13 protein-coding genes and 1 tRNA gene are annotated in these 17,188 nt (G+C 57.7%); 5 read left to right on the top strand and 9 right to left on the bottom strand.

The window, feature by feature from the left end; genetic code table 11:
* Positions 1-222: 222 nt before the first annotated feature.
* Positions 223-783, bottom strand: coding sequence for a helix-turn-helix domain-containing protein (locus tag GSUB_RS15905; RefSeq protein WP_040201711.1), 561 nt, complete (start codon positions 781-783; stop codon positions 223-225).
* A gap of 317 nt (positions 784-1,100) precedes the next feature.
* On the opposite strand from GSUB_RS15905, the gene GSUB_RS15910 reads away from it, so the two are divergent.
* The 4 genes from GSUB_RS15910 (at position 1,101) to GSUB_RS15925 (ending at position 4,490) form a co-directional block, all read left to right on the top strand.
* Positions 1,101-2,210: a hypothetical protein gene (locus tag GSUB_RS15910; RefSeq protein WP_158414106.1), complete on the top strand. Its 1,110-nt coding sequence runs from the start codon at positions 1,101-1,103 to the stop codon at positions 2,208-2,210.
* A gap of 72 nt (positions 2,211-2,282) precedes the next feature.
* Positions 2,283-3,026, top strand: a complete 744-nt coding sequence (gene mqnB, locus GSUB_RS15915; RefSeq protein ID WP_052465008.1) for a futalosine hydrolase — start codon at positions 2,283-2,285, stop codon at positions 3,024-3,026.
* Entirely contained in the window at positions 3,023-3,856 is an 834-nt protein-coding gene (locus GSUB_RS15920; RefSeq protein WP_040201713.1) for a menaquinone biosynthesis family protein, read from the top strand. The genes mqnB and GSUB_RS15920 overlap by 4 nt, the downstream gene beginning before the upstream one ends.
* Before the next feature lie 418 nt (positions 3,857-4,274).
* On the top strand, positions 4,275-4,490 hold the full coding sequence (locus tag GSUB_RS15925; RefSeq protein ID WP_040201714.1) for a hypothetical protein: 216 nt from the start codon (positions 4,275-4,277) through the stop codon (positions 4,488-4,490).
* A 149-nt stretch (positions 4,491-4,639) separates the two neighbouring features.
* On the opposite strand, the gene GSUB_RS15930 is transcribed toward GSUB_RS15925, so the two are convergent.
* The 6 genes from GSUB_RS15930 to GSUB_RS15955 form a co-directional block, all read right to left on the bottom strand.
* A complete protein-coding gene (locus tag GSUB_RS15930; protein ID WP_040201716.1) occupies positions 4,640-7,528 on the bottom strand; it encodes an ATP-binding protein in 2,889 nt (962 codons plus the stop codon).
* A gap of 61 nt (positions 7,529-7,589) precedes the next feature.
* Positions 7,590-9,314, bottom strand: coding sequence for an acyl-CoA carboxylase subunit beta (locus tag GSUB_RS15935; RefSeq protein WP_040201717.1), 1,725 nt, complete (start codon positions 9,312-9,314; stop codon positions 7,590-7,592).
* A 471-nt stretch (positions 9,315-9,785) separates the two neighbouring features.
* Positions 9,786-11,390 carry a phosphoglycerate dehydrogenase gene (gene serA, locus GSUB_RS15940; protein ID WP_040201719.1) on the bottom strand — a complete coding sequence of 535 codons (1,605 nt, stop codon included), beginning with the start codon at positions 11,388-11,390 and terminating at the stop codon, positions 9,786-9,788.
* Between the two features lie 205 nt (positions 11,391-11,595).
* Positions 11,596-11,880, bottom strand: a complete 285-nt coding sequence (locus GSUB_RS15945; protein WP_052465009.1) for a hypothetical protein — start codon at positions 11,878-11,880, stop codon at positions 11,596-11,598.
* 110 nt (positions 11,881-11,990) lie between these two features.
* Positions 11,991-13,010, bottom strand: a complete 1,020-nt coding sequence (gene aroF / locus GSUB_RS15950; RefSeq protein ID WP_040201721.1) for a 3-deoxy-7-phosphoheptulonate synthase — start codon at positions 13,008-13,010, stop codon at positions 11,991-11,993.
* Positions 13,011-13,503: 493 nt separating this feature from the next.
* Entirely contained in the window at positions 13,504-14,922 is a 1,419-nt protein-coding gene (locus GSUB_RS15955; protein WP_040201723.1) for an alpha,alpha-trehalose-phosphate synthase (UDP-forming), read from the bottom strand.
* A gap of 240 nt (positions 14,923-15,162) precedes the next feature.
* Here GSUB_RS15955 and GSUB_RS15965 point away from each other — a divergent pair.
* Positions 15,163-15,238, top strand: a tRNA-Phe gene (locus tag GSUB_RS15965).
* Positions 15,239-15,467: 229 nt separating this feature from the next.
* Here GSUB_RS15965 and GSUB_RS15970 read toward each other — a convergent pair.
* On the bottom strand, positions 15,468-16,613 hold the full coding sequence (locus GSUB_RS15970) for an RNA-directed DNA polymerase (protein WP_200890159.1): 1,146 nt from the start codon (positions 16,611-16,613) through the stop codon (positions 15,468-15,470).
* A gap of 178 nt (positions 16,614-16,791) precedes the next feature.
* A complete protein-coding gene (avd, locus tag GSUB_RS15975; protein ID WP_040201727.1) occupies positions 16,792-17,148 on the bottom strand; it encodes a diversity-generating retroelement protein Avd in 357 nt (118 codons plus the stop codon).
* Between the last annotated feature and the right edge of the window lie 40 nt (positions 17,149-17,188).

Genomic DNA, 17,188 nt, shown 5'->3' on the forward strand with positions numbered 1-17,188 from the left:
GCGGGGAATAGTTTAGCCACGAAGACGCTAAGAGCGCTAAGAAAGTCAAAAATCTTAACGGAGAGACGCGGAGTTTCGCCCCTCCCCCCAGCGGGGGGAGGTTGGGAGGGGGGAGCTTGAGCTGCGGCCCCAACAGCCCCCACCCTGACCCTCCCCCGCTGGGGGAGGGGAAATTCTTTTTGATTTTCTTGGTGTCTTCGCGTCCTGGTGGCGAAAAGACCTTTATCGCGTCACCACCGCCAGCACTTCCACCTCGCTGCCCTCGGCAGCCAGCAGCCGGTGGCGGACGTCGGAATCAAAATAAACCGCGTCGCCTTCATCGAGTTCGATGCGCTGCTCGTCGAGGATCAGTTCGGCCTGTCCTTTGAGGATCAGCAGGAACTCCTCGCCCTCGTGGCTGTAGAGGTTCTCCTCGGCGGCGCGTTCCTTGACGGTCAGCATGAAGGGTTCCATCTTCTTGTTGCGCTTGCGGAAAGAGAGGGCCTCGTAGGTGTATCCATGGCCGGTGCCGGCCTTGCTGATGACGCGCGACACCACGCGGCGTTCGCCGCGGCGCACCACCTCGAATTTGCTCTCAACCTCTTCCTCATCGAAGAACAGGCCCATTTTGACATCGAAAAAACGGGCGATCTTCGACAGGGTCGCAATGGGGGGCGAGACATTGTTGTTTTCGATCTGCGAAATCAGCGCAGGGGAAAAGCCCGTTTCGTTGGCCACCTGCTGCAGGGTAAGTTTGCGCGCTTTTCGCAATTTTTTGATTTTTTCACCGATATTGTAATCCATAGTCGTTGCCCCACAAATAAAACCCTTTTTTATTTGTGGCCCGGTATAGCGGAAATGGTAAAAATTGTCAACAGCTATTTTTATTGGGAATAAAAAGATTTATCAATAATAAACCCCATTTTTTCAATACTTAACTTCGGACCGCTGTCAGGCTTCATTTCCATCCCCCCTTTCTCCAGGTTAGAGCCCGCACAGGCTTAAGGTTGACTTACAGCGCCAAATCTCTTATCTTTTTCATGCCTGAAGCGCTGCAGTCCATGTGCTTCAGAGCCATTTCCGCGCCGCATCTGCATGGCGCGCTGAGAACGCAGGAGTTCATGAAAGACCCTCAGCAAGAACTTAACTCTTTTGAGTACCCCGTCGGCTTCCAACCCTGGAGTGACGCCCTCACCGGCCGCAAAACACCGCAGCAGGAGGGCTATACCTACCACCTGCTGGAAAATTCCCGTGATGCGTTTCGCTTCCATGCGGTGCTGAACGCCTCGCGTGTCGCGTCCCTGTTTCACGAGTTCGCGCGTTTTCTCGGGGACGAAGCCTTCTTTATCCTGGAATTCTACGAGGACCAGGTCGGCTCAACCCGCCCTGCGGACAGTACTGACCGCCCCCTGCCGACTATTTTCTACTCCCCCTATATGCCGGTGACGGAGGTCATCGAGATGGTCACACCGTACCTGCCGCGCCTGGTCCATGATGGATTCGTCGGTTTCGGACTGGCCAACAATCGCGAGGGGATGGAGCTGTTTTATTCCGAGGAGAAAGTCATCACCTGCTTCACCGGCAACCACCTGCGGGTGATGGACCTGTTTTCCCGCCTCGGCCTGCAGCACGACCCCGAGCTGCTGTTCCCGACCGATTTCGGTCATGATCACCTGTCGCTGCTGTGGCATCCGCGGGAGCATCTACCCAAGCCGCTGCGTGAACTCGACGAGAAAGCGCTCGATTATGTCCATTTCTGCCGCGATCTGACCGAAGATCTCGACATGTACCCGGTAGAGGAAAGCCTGAGTTTTTTCCTGTCTAAACGCGATCAGGACATTATCGAGGGGATTCTGCTGCGGCACGAAGAATACGCCGAGTTTGCCGAGGACGATTTCGGCAACCTGCTGTTCGACTGGAACGACTTCGTTCTCGAGTGCGAGGGCGGATTTACCGGGGATCTCTGGGAATATCAGCAGGGACTCCAGCTGCGCGACATGATCCAGTATGTCATCGACGAATCGCCGGAGGTTCAACGGGAGAAGATTATCGACATCATCGGCGAAACCGATGAACGTTTCAAAAAGATCCTCACCGACCGCCGCAAGCGCCTTGCCCATGCCCCACCGGAAGGGAACCAGCACGAACGGTTCTGGTATCACGGCATCGTTCGCAACGCGGGGGCAGAATTGCGCCGCGATCTGATTCGCAGCGGCTGGTATCACAACTGAATTCCAATTTTCGCTGCCGCTCCGGATCCGATTTCACAGTCCGTCACCTTTCTCTTCTGTTGATCATTGACCATGATTCTGCTTCTAGCCGCGACCTCTGTTGAAACTTCCTTCTGGCGCTCCGCACTGCCGCGGCGCCCGGAACTGCCCGGAGGTTTCTACGCTTTTCGCGGCGAGGTCAAAGGGCAGGAACTCGTTCTGGTTCTCACTGGAGTCGGCAAGGCCAATGCGGCGTCGGCCTGTACCGCTGCGCTGATGACCTACCGCCCCGAACTGGTCATCAACTTCGGCTGCGCGGGAGCTTTCCCCCAGGCAGAGCTGGCGCTTGGCGACCTGGTGCTGGCCACGGAGGAGATATGCGGGGACGAAGGTGTCGCAACCCGTGAATCTTTCATGGATCTTGAAAAACTCGGACTGCCGCTGCTCGAGGGGCAGGTCCCTCCCCTTTTCAACCGTTTGGCATTATCCAAAGCCTGGCTAAGCAGGGCTGGCAGCGCTCTCTCCGCCACATGTTCCCGGCGCCGCGGTCAATGGCGCAGCGGCCCAGTCGTCACGGTCTCCACCGGCTCGGGAAACCGGGAAGACAGCGATAAAATCTGGCATCGAACCGGCGCCCTGTGCGAAAACATGGAAGGTTCCGCCATCGCGCTGGTCTGCCGCCGCTTCGGAATCGACCTGGTGGAAATTCGCGGCATCTCCAATTGGACCGGCGACCGCGATCCGGCCGCCTGGGACCTGCCGGTTGCCTGTTCGGCCGCCGAGGAAGCCTGCAACAGCCTCATCGCGCAAATCTCCCGCCAGGAGCCGTCCCCATGAAGATACTGACCCTGGGTTACTCCCCCTGCCCCAACGACACCTTTATCTTCCATGCCCTGGTGCATGGGCATGTGGCCATCCCCGGCGTTCAAATCCGGGAGCGGCTCGAAGACGTGGAAACACTCAATCAGCTTGCCCGCAACGCGGTGCTCGATCTGACCAAAATCAGCTACCACGCCCTGGGACACCTGCGCGAAAACTACGCCCTGCTGCGCAGCGGCGGCGCGCTGGGGCGCGGCTGCGGACCGCTGGTCATTGCCGCCGAACCGGCCAATATGGACGATCTGCGCGGAAAACGCATCGCCATCCCCGGCCTGCTCACCACCGCCAACCTGTTGCTGCAGCTTTACGGCGAAGGGTTTGACAATGTCGTCGTCATGCGTTTCGACCAGATCATGCCGGCGGTCTGCTCAGGAGAGGTGGATGCGGGTGTCATCATCCACGAATCCCGCTTCACCTATGCAAAGCACGGCCTGCGGAAGATCCTTGACCTGGGAGACTGGTGGGAGAAGACCAGCGGATTGCCGATTCCGCTCGGCGGAATCCTTGCCCGCCGCGATCTCGGTCCGGAACTGATCGGCAAGCTCGACCAGGCGGTTCACGACAGCCTGGTCTACGCCTACGCCCACCCCGGAGAAGCCCGCTCCTACATCCGGCAGCACGCCCAGGAGCTTGAGGACGAGGTGATCGACAATCACATTGAGCTCTACGTCAACGACTTCTCCCTCAACCTTGGCTGCGAAGGCGAACAGGCCGTTTCCGAAATCCTTGGGCGAGCCGAGGCGCGCGGTTTGATTCCGGCCTGCACCCTGCCCCTGTTTCTTTCGTAGGGGCGACCCGCCGGGTCGCCCTGGGCGAGGCACCGCCTCGCCCCTGCACCCCGCCAGAAGACTCTTTTCCCTTGAATTTTATGCCAATACAGAGTTTTGAGATCGGAATCTGAAAAGTTTTTTCGATTTTTTTCTTTTTTTTGCTTTTTTTTTCTCCCTCATTTTTCAAATGATGGTCTATTTCCAACATCAACACAATTTCATGTGATTCAGGGAGTTTCAGCGCTTTTTTATCGCTCCTCCGCTTAAGCCTCATCTTTCCGAATTAAACCATCGGTCTACCACGCAAAACAGAAACCACCGTAACACCTTGTTTTATTTATGTTTTTGAAATTCCCCCCCCTTGCTTTAAAAAATTTTGATCCTATAATAGAGCATATAAGCCTTATCGCGAACACACCTGAAAGGAGTATGGGTCATGAAATGCCCCGTCTGCAAAACTTACCAACAGAATGAACTCGATCTTCATGCCGATGGATTCTACGAGGACATCGTCGAGTGCGGCATTTGCGGAACCGTATGGTCAGTCAATCACGGTCTGGTTGAAATCGTTAAGGACAGCCAGCAGAATTCGTTCCTTGAAGCACAAAGCGAGTGCGTTGAAGGTGACGATTACAACTACGTCGCCGCTTAGGGGTCACTTGGGCACCCCTGCCCTGCCGACAGACTGCGCGGCCCATCGAATTTCATTTTTTAACCTGATAACACAAAGCCCCCCGCAAACATTCGTTGCGGGGGGCTTTGTGTTTTTCCCGGTCCTGCTGGGCTGAAACCAGCTATCGTCTACAGAACGCCCTTGAGATATTCACTGGTGCGTGTACGCCGCTCGCGCTCGATCTGCTTGGGATCGATTTCATCGAACTTCTCGTCCGGCGTCACCTTGAACAGCGGCTGGCCCTTCTTGACGATGGTGCCGTCGCCGCCTTCCACCAGGATTTTGTCGATGGTGCCGGAGAACTGCGCCCGTACCGTGTTGAACATCTTCATGACCTCGATGATATAGAGCGGCTGGCCTTTTTCAAAATGCATCCCTTCGCTGACAAAGGCAGGCAGGCCAGGTGCTTCCTGGGCGTAGTACATACCGCCACACATGGCTACGATCTCGTCGTCCTTAGTCGCCGGCGGCGGAGCCAGAACCTTCTTCATGCGCGCCTGCAGGTCGGGATCGGTCAGGTAATCGGGTATGGTGACCTCGAGATCTTCTTCCACGCGGAAGTCGTAGAAGCTGGTATTTTCGGCAATCAGGAACAGAATGCCGAGGATTTCATTGCCGGCCTCGAAGCCGAAATGGGACGCCTGAACCTGCTGCCACTCTTCCTCGCTGAACCCTTGCGGAGCGCTGTCCTGCTTCAGGATTTCATCAAGCTTGAAGTAGTTATCCTTCTCCAGGCCGAACTTCTCGCGCAGGGCGGCATAGAAGCGCAGGGCACGCTTGAGCAGAGCATCGTCATGATCCCAGATGATTTCAGCCGCCGGTTCGTGTTCGCGGTAGTTCATGTTGAGGTAGTTATAAGTCTCCTCAAGGATGACCAGCGGGTTGCGCAGCCACACCACCTTGCCGTTCTCGATGCTGTGGTTCTTGCGGTTGAGGCTCAGCCAGCCGGACAGCAGATGCGGATCGTCAAGGAGCCGCTCGATAGGCCGTGTCAACAGGGTGCCCTTGCGATCAAGCACCTCGGACATGGTCTTGAGGGCATCGGGGTCATCGGCGCAGCACTCCGCCATCATACGACCGTAATGCTTCTTCATCTCCAGAAAGGCAAAGACCGGATCGATTTTGTTGGCTTCTTCCTTGAGCGTGCCGACCAGGGTCAGATAGGGCACCACGAACCGGGTGGTCGGCTTGGCCATGACATTCTGGCCGATGAACCAGTTGACCAGCCCGTAGTGGAATTCCAGATTGGTGGCCAGGTCGGTGCCGCGCAGAGTGGTACGGCACAGAACCTCTGACAATTTGAGGAAGCTGTCGAGGCGATCCTCTCCTTTGGTCAGCAGCAGGGCGATATTGGAGTCATAGGCACCGGCAACGCGGTAGTTCATGAACATACCGGTGTCGGGATTGACCAGGCAGATCCCCTGATCGTCACGGATTTCACCCTCAATAGGCTTAGACCAGTAACGGATCATGCCGCCGGCGTGAGGCGAGAGAGAGGCATCGGTCGCGTTGAGGCGCGCTTCCACCCCGGCATTGAAGCGCAGGATGCGCTCGGGCTTGGGCAGCCGCTCCTTGTGGCGGGCCAGCAGCGCCATGGCTTCCACCAGCGATTCAACAATAAAGTAATCGTTCTCATCGTCGGGATTGGTGAACTTGAGGCTGTAGCACAGCTCGGTCACGCGGTGCTCCACCTGGATGCGGGTGTTGACCTCCATGAAATAATGGCGATCGCGGTCGACGATGCACTCGAAGGTCGAAGCCGAATCCAGCCCGACCGCCTGCCCGAAGCGCGCCGACTGCTCTTCCATGCGCTTGAGCACTTCCAGATCGGTCTCCAGGGCCTTTGCTTCCGCATCGCGACCTTCCGAGCGGGCCTTTTCAATGGCCGCGGCAAGCCCTTCCTGGGTCACTGAAATTTCAAGCAGCTTCTGCTCATGCATCTGCAGGGAGCAGTCACGCCCACCGAGAGAAACACACCACTCGCCGTTACCGAGCAGCTGAATTTCGTTGTGGCGGGTCTGCTCGATATTCAGCTCGATCAACACGTTCTTGTTGTCGCCGACCGCATTAGCCTTGACTTCGTTGAGCACTTCGCGCACCAGGCCGGGAGCATCGGCTGCTGCCTTGGCGATCTGCTCATCAGTTGGCTCCTTGATCGTCAAAAGAGAGCCGCCGAGAATGCGCTGCCCCTTGCCACCGCCGCCGCCGATCGCCTTGAGGCGCACCCGGGCACGGGGATAGTTTTTGAACATCTCCGTGACTTCTGCCTGCACCTGGGCGGACAACTCCTCAATGGAGAACAGGTCGATCCCCTTCTGGTAGGAGGCCATCAGGATATGGTCGGCCAGGTCTTCCAGGGAAAGGCTTTCATCCTTGAGCACTTTAGGATCGCAGTCGAGCCCTTCAGCATCCACCAGCGCCACCAGCGCCTGGCGGCTGGGGTGCTTTTTGACCAGGGTGCGGGCGGTGACATTGTCGATGCCGGGCGTGACGCTGACGCCGACCTTGAGGGCGGTGCGCTTGGCTTCGTCTTTCTTGCCGGCGCTGGCCTGTGTGCGGGCGTTGGGACCGATGAACTTGAGGCCGGCCTTTTCAATAGCACCGACGAATTCTTCATCCTCGGCCATGAAGCCGTAGCCGGCGAAAATCGAATCGTAGCCGTTGTCCTTGGCGATCTGAATGATCTGATGAATGCGCTCGACGCGCTCTTCCTTGGTGGCCCCGGTGTAGTCGGGCACCCGATGCACGTGATCGGGGTTGGGCATCATGCGCAGCTCCGGCGCCAGCGCATTGGGATAGACAATGGAGTCTTTTTCCGACAGCAGGATGCCGAAATGGGTAATCCCCATCTCCTGGTAGACGTCCATCGCCTCCTTGCGGATCGGTCCGCGGCAGACGATGAGCGGTTTGAGGTCTTCGCAGGAAAAGGAGCGGACCCACTCGGATGATGACCGGCTCAGGCGGCGGTCGCGGTGGATCAGCGGATTGTTTGTGTAATAATCAACAGTCTGTGCCATGGGTCTGATCTCCAAATCAAAGCCTTGATTAGCTTTCACAATTCATGCCTCTAAGAAATGCTTAGTGGAATTCGCGCTGCACGCCCTGCCAGGGGCCGGGCTTGTAATGACGCAGCAGGAACTGCATATTCTCGCCGAGCACCTTGCGCAGGTCGGTCGGCATCACCAGCGAGGAGATCGACCCCAGGGCAAGCCCCTCTTTCGGGTTCATCAACTCTTTCTCGTAGCGCATATTAAGTTCAGCCTCCTTGGCCTTGAGCCAGTCGGCCGCCTCTTGTTCCGCATCCTTCTTGGCTTCGTCACCGTCCATTCCAGCTGAAACGCGGGTTTTTACCCCCTCTTTGATCATGCCGGGCACCGCGCCGCGCAGCTTGCGCAGTTCGCCCTTGTAAACAAACTCCTTACCCGCCGGGCCCATAACCGCCAGACGCGTCGTGGGAAGCGCCAGCACCAGGTCGGCGCCGGTGGGATAGTTGTTGTAGGAGGCATAGGCGCCGCCGAAGGCATTACGCAGAATCAACAGGATGCGCGGTGTGCGCACGTCGATGATCGCATCGAGCATTGAGCGCCCGGCCTGGACGATGCCACGCGTTTCCTGCTCGCGACCCGGCAGGAAGCCGGTGGTGTCTTCCATGAAAATCAGCGGGATGTTGTAGATATTGCAGAACCGCACAAAGCGCGCGATCTTGTTGGCGGAGTCGCAGTCGATCTGACCGGAGCCGACCGCCGAATTGTTGGCCACGAAACCGACCACGTTGCCGCCCAGACGCCCGAAGGCGGTGACCGCCTCGCGGGCCCGCTCTGGCTGAACTTCGAAATAGTCGCCGTGGTCACACACCTGCTGGATGATCAGCGAGACGTCAAAGGGGGTATTGAAGCCGGTGGGCGAATTGAACGCTTTCTTGAGCAGCGTATTGATCTCCCAGGTTTTGCGCTCCAACGGATCACTGGTGGGCTGGTATTGCGGCGCAACGCTGTTGTTGTCGGGCAGGTAGCTCAGCAGGCGCACGGCGGTGCGCAGGGCCGCCACTTCGTCATTGACGGTCAGATCGACGACACCCGACTGACCATGCACCTTGGGACCGCCCAGCTCTTCGGGGGTGATGTCCTCACCCAATACCGATTTGACGACGCCGGGCCCGGTGAGGCCGAAAAAGGTGTCATTGGGCTGGATCAGGAAGCTGCCCTGGCGCGGCAGGTAACTGCCGCCGCCGGCATTGAAGCCGAACATGCACATGATGGAGGGAACCACGCCGCTGATCTTGCGCAGGGCGGTGAAGGCCTCGGCGTATCCGTCAAGACCGCCGACGCCGGCGGGAACAAAAGCCCCGGCCGAATCGTTCATGCCGATCAGAGGAATCCCCTTCTCACCGCACATCTGAAAAAGGCGCGCCAGCTTCTTGCCGTTGGTGGCGTCAATGGACCCGGCGCGCACGGTGAAATCATGGCCATAAAGGGCGACATCGCGGCCGTTGATATTGAGAATCGCAGTGACCAGGGACGCTCCGTCGAGATTCTTGCCCCAGTTCTGAAACAGCACATTGGGTTCATTCTCGGTCAGCACCTTGATGCGCTCCCATACGGTCATGCGCTTCTTGAAGTGCTGCTTTTCAATCTGGCCGATGGCGACCGACTTGATCGGGCGCTGAATCAGCTCATGGCCTTCACGCATCGCCTCTTCATAAGGCCCGGTGGCGCCGGAAATTTCTCCCGGGATGTTGAACTCGACCACTTCGGCCGGCTCGAAAGGATTTTCCAATGATGGTTTAATCGCTTTTTTGGACATTGCAGCCATCCTCTGAGATTTTGAGAATTAAATGGCGCGCGACGGGCAAAATCCCAGAACGCGACAAAAGAGCACCGGCGCGAACGGCCTCATCAACAACAATCCGAGCGCCCCGGCGGAAAAGGAAAACATATCCTATAAATTAAAGTCAGTGATGCGATGACACGCGAATGCATGGAAGAAAGGACCGTCTCATTCAAGCGTTCCTCCCTGCAATAATAAAACTATATTCTATTATCGGGCCGGTATAGCGAAAATGGTAAAAATTGTCAACAGGAATTTTTACCCAAGGTAAAAAGATTTATCAAAAATAAACGTAAAATCAGGAACCTGGGGCGTTACAAATGAAATCTGGGGTATACAGGGAGGGAAAACCAGGTTTGATGAGAAAAACGGCGCTTCACCAAAAATGAGTAAAAAAAAGCGGCCTGCGAAAGGGCAAGCCGCCTGTTAAAAAATAGCGTGTGTAAATCAGTCCGTTTCAGCCTGGGTCATATGGACCTGCTTGAGGAAGCGCGCATCGATGGCTGCGGCCAACTGCTCCAGCACCTCGTCAGATGCGGGAGAATCAATGGAAAGCACCACCATCGCCTCGCCGGCTTTGGCGCGGCGCCCCAGGTTCATGTTGCCGATATTCACTCCTTCGGCACCAAGAATCGTCCCGATCTTGCCAATCAACCCGGGGCGGTCTTCGTAGTTCATAACGAGCATATACGGCTCGGGGGTAAAATCGGTCTGGAAATCGCGCATCTTGACAATTTTCGGCTTGCCCTCGAACAGGGTGCCCGCCATGCTGCGCTGCCCTTCCGGCGTCTGAACCGACAGAGAGATCATATCCGAGAAGGATTCCGCTTCCGTCGTGCGTGTCTCCTCGATTGCAATTCCCATGTTGCGCGCCACCAGTCGTGCGTTGACCATATTGACTTCAGTTTCGGTCGCCCGGTTGAGCAAAGCCGCCAGTCCGGCAACGGTGAGAGGGGCACAGTCGTAGCGTGCGATCTTGCCGTAATAGGAGAACGTGATTTTTTCCGGGTTGGCGGGCGCAAGCTGACTGAGAAATTCTCCCATCTGGCTGATCAGGCCGATAAAGGGGCGCATGTGCTCCATCAGGTCGGGATCGAAGCGCGGGATGTTGACCGCGTTTTCCATGGGACGGCCATCGAGATAGTGGATAATCTCGCGGCTGACGTCCACCGCCACGTTTTTCTGCGCTTCAAAGGTATTGGCTCCCAGATGCGGGGTGACCACCATGCGTTCGTGGCCGATCAGGCGGCGCAGCACGTCACTGGTCGGCGGCTCCTCACTCCAGACATCAAACGCCGCGCCGGTGACGCGTCCGCTGTCCAGCGCATCAAGCATCGCCGCTTCGTCGATGATGCCTCCGCGAGCGCAGTTAACAACAATCACGCCGTTTTTCATCCCCTCGAAATGTTCGGCGCCGATCATGCCGCGGGTTTCATCGTTCAAAGGGGTATGAACGGAGATAACATCGGCATAACGCACGATATCTTCGAGAGAGACAAGCTTGACGCCGAAATCCTCCGCCCGTTTTTCCGAAATGTAGGGGTCATAGGTCAGCACCTCCATCTCAAAGGCCTTGGCGCGCAGGGCGACACGGCCGCCGACCTTGCCGAGGCCGATGATGCCGAGGGTGCGCCCCTTGAGTTCGTGCCCGGTGAAGGGTGCGCGCTTCCATTCGCCGCTTTTGAGGCTGGGGTTGGCCTGGGTAATGTTGCGGCACAGCGACAGCAGCAGCGCCATGGTGTGCTCAGCGGCGGAATTGACGTTGCCGTAAGGTGCATTGACGACAATGATCCCCTGCTTGCTGGCGGCATCGACTTCCACGTTGTCGATGCCGACCCCGGCACGGGCGATGATCTTGAGATTTTTTGCATGCCGGATCAGGGCGGAATCGACCCGGGTGCCGCTGCGGGTGATGATCGCCTCGTAGTCGCCGATAATGCGGTGCAACTCCTCCACGGCCAGCCCGAGCTTGACATCAACTTGAATGCGGGGATCTTCCTGAAGAGGCTGCAACCCTTCCGGGGAAATCTCATCGGTAATCAGAACTTTCATCTCATAACCTCGTTTTCTGGCGTCAGGGCTGGCAGACTGCCGGAGACGCCGATCTCGCCGGGCCCGCCGAAACGGGCAGGGTCCGCCGGAAGTGCAGAAGTTTAGAATGTTTACATCACAGTGTCAACGCCGTTGAGCCCTCGCTCAACCGGGAAGAATTCCCCGTGAAATCATGGCCGGAAAAGGGCCTTCGGCCAGCGACTTCCTACTTGATGACCTTGAGGTGGGACGCCGGGTCATCGGAAGCCGGCTTCTGTTTGTCCTCGGAAGGGGAATCCTTTTGCTCCGCGTCCTGTTCCTGGGGCGGATCGAGTCGGGGCAGAGTGCCATCGTCCGCCATGCGCTGAATGGATTCGGCAATTCCCAGGCACTGCTTCATGCAGACCCGCCGCGCCGGGCAGCTCGTGCAATCCGCCTCGCCTCCGGCCACCCGCAGAGCGTGAATGACCAGTTCGACACTTTCGACCTTATTCAGGGGAATAAAAAACATTTGTCTGTCCGTTGTCCGTAGTTTATGGTCCGCGGCCTGACAGCAACAGGTGCCATCTGCGGCGGAGCGAGACGCCCCGCCGGGCGCGTCTCGCTCTTGTCCCGGAATGATTACAGCTTCTTGCCCGCCACTTTGGCGAATTCAGCCAGTTTTTTCATCATCGCGGCAAAATCGGCCGGTCGCAGGGATTGAGGACCATCGCTGGCGGCGGTTTCGGGATGAGGATGAACTTCGACAATCAGGCCGTCGGCACCGGCCGCCACTGCGGCATAGCACATGGAGGGGACCAGTGAAGCGTGACCGGTAGCATGGGACGGGTCGATGAGAACCGGCAGATGGGTCTGTTCCTTGAGAACCGGCACCGCTGAAATATCGAGGGTGTTGCGGGTAGCGGTCTCGAAGGTGCGGATGCCGCGCTCGCACAGAATGACCCGCTGGTTGCCCTCGGACAGGATGTATTCGGCACTCATCAGGAATTCCTGGACGGTGGAGGCCATGCCGCGCTTGAGCAGCACCGGCTTGCCGAGCTGCCCCAGCATCTTGAGCAGGGCGAAGTTCTGGATGTTGCGCGCACCGACCTGCATAATGTCGGCATAGCGCCCCACCAGCTCCACATCACGGGGATTGACCACCTCGGTGACGATAGGCAGCCCGGTTGCCTCCCGCGCCAACGCCAGCAGCTTGAGGCCGTCCTCTTCCATCCCCTGGAAGGAATAGGGGCTGGTACGCGGTTTGAACGCCCCACCGCGCAGCACCTTGGCGCCGGCCGCTTTGACGGCATGGGCCGTTTCAAGAATCTGCTCTTCGCTCTCCACCGAACAGGGACCGGCCATGACGATCAACTCGTCTCCACCAACGCTCAAACCGGGAGCGATCTCGACCGCGCTCGGCTCGGGGCGGACTTCCCGGCTGGCCAGCTTGTAGGGTTTGAGAATCGGCACGACATTTTCAACTCCGGGCATGGATTCGATCTGCTGCAGAATCTCCTTGCCCCGCTCATCGCCCACGGCGCCAATCACGTTGCGGGTTTCACCATGGATGACGTGGGGTTTGTACCCCAATGCCTGGATGCGTTTTTTGACCTCGGCCAGTTCACTTTTACCGGCCCCTTTTTTCATGACGATGATCATTGTGTTGTTTCCTTTCCACTCAGGTCAGGGTTGGAGGCGAAATGCCCGTAACGACGACAGGCCGCCCGGTGCTCCCGGCGGCCTGTCCTGATCTGAATGTGACAAGGAAAAACCATGGGAGACCCGGTTGAGTCTGCCCATGGTTTGAATCCGGCTGATTGTCAGAATGCGCTCAAATCAGACCTTTCCCCTAGGCAGACGGCTGAAAATAAAAGCCGGTCCAAAAGAAAAAGCCGAAAAAGAAAGCGGGAGCGAAACGCACGTGACAACCCCGGTTGTTGAATGATTTTTTCGAATTTAACTCCAACGCGGCTGCAACGCAAGTACAAATTGGAAAAATTCCTGCACCACTGCTTGCCGCATGAGGTCGCAACGTCCATGACAAGGGACACTTTTCGCCATCCCTGGCCGTTTGATTGGCGCCCTCCCTGGCGCCAAACACCCTTGTCATGGACGTTGCGACCTCATACGGAACGGTAAAAGATGACACTTTTCACAATGAATCAATGAAATGGCGCACCCAGCGATGCACGTTATTGCGCTGCACCGACGCGCGCAGGCGGCGCATGCGGTCGCGCCGTTCTTCCGCCCCCATGTGATAGGCGCGATGGATGGCGTCGGCGGTGCCGTCGATATCATAGGGGTTGACCAGCAGGGCCGCACGGCCGAGTTGCTCCGCCGCACCGGCAAACTCACTCAGGATCAGCACCCCGTTGCCGTCCACGGATGCCGCGCAGTATTCCTTGGCCACCAGGTTCATGCCGTCGCGCAGAGGGGTGATCAGGGCGATCTCCGCTGCACGGTAATGGGCCAGCAGCTGCTCGCGTGGCAGGGAGCGGAAGATGTAATGGATCGGCACCCAGCCCGGTTCACCGTACTGGGCATTGATACGCCCGGCCAGCTGATCGAGTTCTTCTTTGAGCTTCTGGTATTCAGGCACCTGGGTGCGGCTGGGCACCACCACCTGCAACAAAGTGATGTTGCGGTGCAGCTCGGGATATTTTTCAAGCAGCCGTTCAAACGCCAGAATCCGCTCCGGAATCCCCTTGGTGTAGTCGAGCCGATCCACCCCCAGCACCAGTTGTCGGCGGGACAACTTTTCATGCAGGTACCAGGCGGCATCGGCGACCTCTTTGCTGCGCGCCTGCCGGTTGAATTCGTTGAAATCGATGCTGATGGGGAAATGCCCCACCTTCACCGAGCGTCCGTCCTCGTGCAGGGTCGAAGTCCGACGGCGGATATCGGCCTTCATGTTGGGAATCATCTCGCGGACGCACTGCACGAAGTTACGGCGGTCGCGTAGCGTCTGAAACCCCACCAGGTCGTAGCTGAGCAGCCCCTGCATGATTTCGTTCTTCCACGGCAGGCGCCGGAACATATCGGGAGCCGGAAACGGGATATGAAGAAAGAACGCCAGGGGATTTTTCACTTTGAGTTCCCGCAGCCGCACTCCCATCAGGGTGAGCTGGTAATCCTGCACCCAGATAAGGTCGTTGTCACCCACCGTTCCGGCGGTCACATCGGCAAAGCGGCGATTAACCTCAACGTAGGTGCGCCAGTGGTCGGGGTTGAACTGGCAGTGGCCGAGCAGGTCGTGAAACAGGGGCCACAGCGTCATGTTGGAGAAACCTTCGTAATATTCCCGAACCTCCTCCTGAGACAGAGGAACGGTGGCAAGGGAATAACCCTGCTTGTCGGCAAAACCTTCCAGGAGAGAGTCCAGCGGTGCCTCTTCGCCGCAGCCGGGCCAGCCGATCCACATTCCTTGATGATGCTTAAGCACTGGCGCAAGGGCCGTAACCAGGCCGCCGGCCCCCGCCGTCAGCTGCCACTGCCCCTGGTCATCCCGGTCGACGGCGATGGGAAGGCGGTTGGATACGGCAATCAGGCGTCTCTGCTGCTTTTCACTCATTACACAACCTCTCTTTGCTCACCAGAAAAAGCCCTTGAAAATATCCATACACTATGTCGATATTGATCTTACCAAAGCCTGGGGCTTTGGCAATCTCAAGGCAGAACAACCAGTTAGGGAATACAGCCCTCCTGCTTATCTGATCACCGCAAGCCCATGCACCGCCCACGACTGTTTTCGCTGCGAGGATTTTTTGCCTTGACAGCCCCGATCCTTTGCCGTATATACATGGGCTCACTTGCCCAGGTAGCTCAGTCGGTAGAGCAGAGGACTGAAAATCCTCGTGTCGGCAGTTCGATTCTGTCCCTGGGCACCAGTAAAATCAAAGGCTTACAGCATAACGCTGTGAGCCTTTTTTGTTAGACTGTCTTTGACGTAACAACTTACGTAACAACTTTTGATTTTCTTCTCTGTTGTAACGCGACGCTTGATTTGGCACCAATTGACGCTTGATTTGGCACCAAAAACAACAAGCCCAAAATTCGTCTGGCATCCTCCTTGCTTTGTGGGTATGCTTCGCGAAACAAAAACCCGCTTCAATACACTTAAATCTCGCCTTTAAAGGCTAGCAGTTTCCCCCGCAAATTAAACGTATCGGCATGCCGCGCGTGCCCCTCCCACGATGCGATCACCGCTTCGATGTTGTCGCGCACGGGGAGGCCTTCGGCCTTTCGTCGCTGGATGCTGCGCAGTTTGCGCTTCATGCGGCGCACGCTGTCTTTTCTGAGTTTTCGGTGGGTGGGCCAGATGCGGTAGCCGAGAAAGTCGAGGGGCCTGCCGCCGCCGATGGAGACGGGGTAGACTTGCGTCTTGCCGTTGGTGCGCAGGGCGAGCGTGTCCCAGAGGAAGGCCTCGATGATTTTGCGCACGGCGTGCAGGTGGGCCTTGGCGTGGTGGATGACGCAGAAATCGTCCATGTATCTTAGATATCTGCCCTCGCGAAGCTCGTGCTTGGCGAACTGGTCGAGGTCGTGCAGGTAGACGTTGGCGAAGAGCTGGCTCGTCAGGTTGCCGATGGGGACGCCGCGCGGAAAGGGGTCGTGCGGATCGGCGGTGCTGTCGACGATCTCGTCGATGAGCCACAGGGTGTCGGCGCAGGCGATGCGCCGTCGAAGCTGCGCCTTGAGTACCTTGTGGGCGATGCTGGGGAAGTATTTGGTGATATCGGCCTTGAGCACATAGATGCAGCCGTACTCGCGCTTGACCTCGCGCATGAAGGCCTGGGCGCGGTCGGCCCCGGCGTGCGCTCCCTTGCCTGGACGGCAGGCGTAGGTATCACGGATGAAGCGATTTTCCCAGATCGGCTCGATGGCGGCGACCAGGGCGTGTTGCACAATGCGGTCTTTTAGCGGCAGGGCGGCAACGATGCGCTCCTTGGGCTCAAAGATGCGAAAGGTGCGGTATGGTCCGGTGCGGTAGCTTTTCCAGACCAGGCTGTTCTGGATCTCGATCAGGTGAGATTCCAGATTACTCTCAAAAGCCAACACATCGCCCTGCATGCGCCTGCCCCTGACAACGCGCAGCCACGCCTGGTAGAGCGACTCGAAGGTGATAATTTCCGGGAAAAGGTGCTTGTAGGTTTTTGCCATTCCTGGCGGCCCTTTATTTGCGGCCAGGGCGAAGGGTCTCCCTTTGGGATACTGTCTCGCCCTGGCCTGTTCATGTTTTTCGGCGCTTGGCCGAGGGGTCACGGGTCCTTTCGAAAGTGCGCTGGACGGTGCCCCTTAAGGCGCCGACTTCTGGCTATCTTCGAGAGCGGGGCGGAACCCGATGTTCGTGTTCGCGTTCGAACGCTCATTGTTCAGGTTCAGGGCGAAAGACCCGGCATTCGCACCATTGTTCCAGTTGCCGCCACGGATCGGCAGACGCTCACGCCTCATGTTTACCCGCGCCCCTGTTGGTGCTTTTAAACCAACCTCCCACCATGCGGCCGACTTCGTCGAGCAGGCGGCTCCAGACCTCGTACTTCTTGAACGGGAGATATTCAAGCTGCATTGCCACCCTCACCTGCGAGCGCAGCAGGTCGAGTTCGGCGTCGAGGTCCTGCATGGTGGTCTTTTTGTAGTAGCGACGATTGCAGATAATGATCAGGCGCAAAAGGCTCCACATACTCTGACGGATTTCCTGCGACAGCACGTGCCGCTCGGCCTTAGGAAACTGCCGAAGCGCCCCATACCCGTAGGTGATCATGTCTTCGCACTTACGCCGGATCTTCAAGTCGTCCACAAAAACCCTCATCAAAAAGGGCAAGGCGGGCTATCGCCCG

It is taken from the genome of Geoalkalibacter subterraneus, assembly GCF_000827125.1.
Lineage (GTDB): Bacteria > Desulfobacterota > Desulfuromonadia > Desulfuromonadales > Geoalkalibacteraceae > Geoalkalibacter_A > Geoalkalibacter_A subterraneus.

Coding starts and splice junctions, on each gene's coding strand:
- GSUB_RS15920 (WP_040201713.1), top strand. CDS start 3,023: ATGAAGATACTGACCCTGGGTTACTCCCCCTGCCCCAACGACACCTTT.
- aroF (WP_040201721.1), bottom strand. CDS start 13,010: ATGATCATCGTCATGAAAAAAGGGGCCGGTAAAAGTGAACTGGCCGAG.
- GSUB_RS15910 (WP_158414106.1), top strand. CDS start 1,101: ATGAAAGACCCTCAGCAAGAACTTAACTCTTTTGAGTACCCCGTCGGC.
- mqnB (WP_052465008.1), top strand. CDS start 2,283: ATGATTCTGCTTCTAGCCGCGACCTCTGTTGAAACTTCCTTCTGGCGC.
- GSUB_RS15930 (WP_040201716.1), bottom strand. CDS start 7,528: ATGGCACAGACTGTTGATTATTACACAAACAATCCGCTGATCCACCGC.
- GSUB_RS15955 (WP_040201723.1), bottom strand. CDS start 14,922: ATGAGTGAAAAGCAGCAGAGACGCCTGATTGCCGTATCCAACCGCCTT.
- GSUB_RS15905 (WP_040201711.1), bottom strand. CDS start 783: ATGGATTACAATATCGGTGAAAAAATCAAAAAATTGCGAAAAGCGCGC.
- serA (WP_040201719.1), bottom strand. CDS start 11,390: ATGAAAGTTCTGATTACCGATGAGATTTCCCCGGAAGGGTTGCAGCCT.
- GSUB_RS15935 (WP_040201717.1), bottom strand. CDS start 9,314: ATGTCCAAAAAAGCGATTAAACCATCATTGGAAAATCCTTTCGAGCCG.
- GSUB_RS15925 (WP_040201714.1), top strand. CDS start 4,275: ATGAAATGCCCCGTCTGCAAAACTTACCAACAGAATGAACTCGATCTT.
- GSUB_RS15945 (WP_052465009.1), bottom strand. CDS start 11,880: ATGTTTTTTATTCCCCTGAATAAGGTCGAAAGTGTCGAACTGGTCATT.